We start from the raw sequence: 1,223 nt of genomic DNA, 5'->3' as shown, positions 1-1,223 counted from the left end.
TCCAAGCCAACAAAGCACTCCATCGCTCTTCTCCCTGATCCGCTGGGCTGGATCGGTGGAGCCTAAAGCGCATCGGCCACCGCCGCATCGCATCCGCGACGCGAGCCCAATGGCCCAACCTTTTTCTCGTTCCGAACTGCGGCGTAGTGCGCCGCCTCGCGTTCCAGCTCTGCCATGATTGTGCGGTACTCTTGCACGCGATCAGCATGCTCGGCGGCCGGCGATTGGGACCAGTGGCTAAGAGCATTCCACGCCAGTTCATAGGCCTCGCAGAGGCCAGAAAACGGTCGCTTGGAACGCCGGCAAATGCCTGTCGGTGCTGCGGCATCCGCAGCATCAGCCGCGCGCGGCCTTGCTCCTCGATCGCAGACGTCACCGTGAGGGGTTTGAGCTTGTGCATGGCTGAGACATGCTCCCGCTCTGCCGAAGGTCCGTCGATTGTACTTTGTGACGGAAACACATTCCACAGCGGCCCGGTCTCGCTCGTGCGTGGCCAGGTCGTTTTTTTAGCCATGCGATCTAAGGTAGCCGTAGCCAATTGTCTTGTTCGAGGTGGCGCCTTGTAGTAAGCTTTGGTCATCGTCGCTTAGGACCTTTTGGGCTTCCGACGACAGAGAGATAATTGCGCTCCCGCTCAGTCGCTTCAGCCGATGGGGTAGGGGAATGCGTGATTTCATTCATCGGTTAAATATCGAGCGTTTCCAGGAGCTTCTTGTTCTGGAGGTGGACCTCGGTCGCCGTAAAACCCTCGAAAAATTGCTCGCCGAACAACAAAGATCGTTCGCTGAAGAAGTGGCGAAAGATAGCCTCGATCCCGAACCCGAACTTCCGACGAAGAAGCGAACGAGTGTTTCTTGACGTGATGCTGGAAGAGCCGGGGCGTGGCAATCGCACTTTTCAGCGTCGCAGTTGCGGTATTTAGCAGCTTCGTATTGGGAACGGTTGAGGTGGGCGCGACTCTGGGCCTCTTTTCATTTCTCGGCCTTTGGCTCGGCAAGCGAGCATTCACTGACGCCCGATGAGGACTTTATCTGCCTGACGCGCGCAATCTCCGCTCGCAGTGCCACAACGGCTGCCTCATGCGAAGCGCTTCCTGAGCGATTACTCCGCCGATGAAAGAGAGATTGCGCTGAGGACTTTATGAGCGCACGATGAGTACGGGGTTGATCGGCTACCGGAGCAATTCTCCAATGGTAAGGCCTCCGAAATCCGTCAGCGAATCG

Annotated in this window: 1 protein-coding gene; it reads left to right on the top strand. The window is 57.6% G+C overall.

Annotation, left to right across the window (positions count from 1 at the left end):
* Positions 1-663 precede the first annotated feature (663 nt).
* Complete coding sequence (locus RKE40_RS29575) at positions 664-858, top strand: hypothetical protein (protein ID WP_316021725.1); 195 nt, start codon at positions 664-666, stop codon at positions 856-858.
* Positions 859-1,223: the final 365 nt, after the last annotated feature.

It is taken from the genome of Allobosea rubneri (genome assembly GCF_032464875.1).
GTDB lineage: Bacteria > Pseudomonadota > Alphaproteobacteria > Rhizobiales > Beijerinckiaceae > Allobosea > Allobosea rubneri.
Note: the sequence above shows the minus strand (reverse complement) of the source record. Positions and strands in the feature narration are given on the sequence as shown.

Coding starts and splice junctions, on each gene's coding strand:
- RKE40_RS29575 (WP_316021725.1), top strand. CDS start 664: ATGCGTGATTTCATTCATCGGTTAAATATCGAGCGTTTCCAGGAGCTT.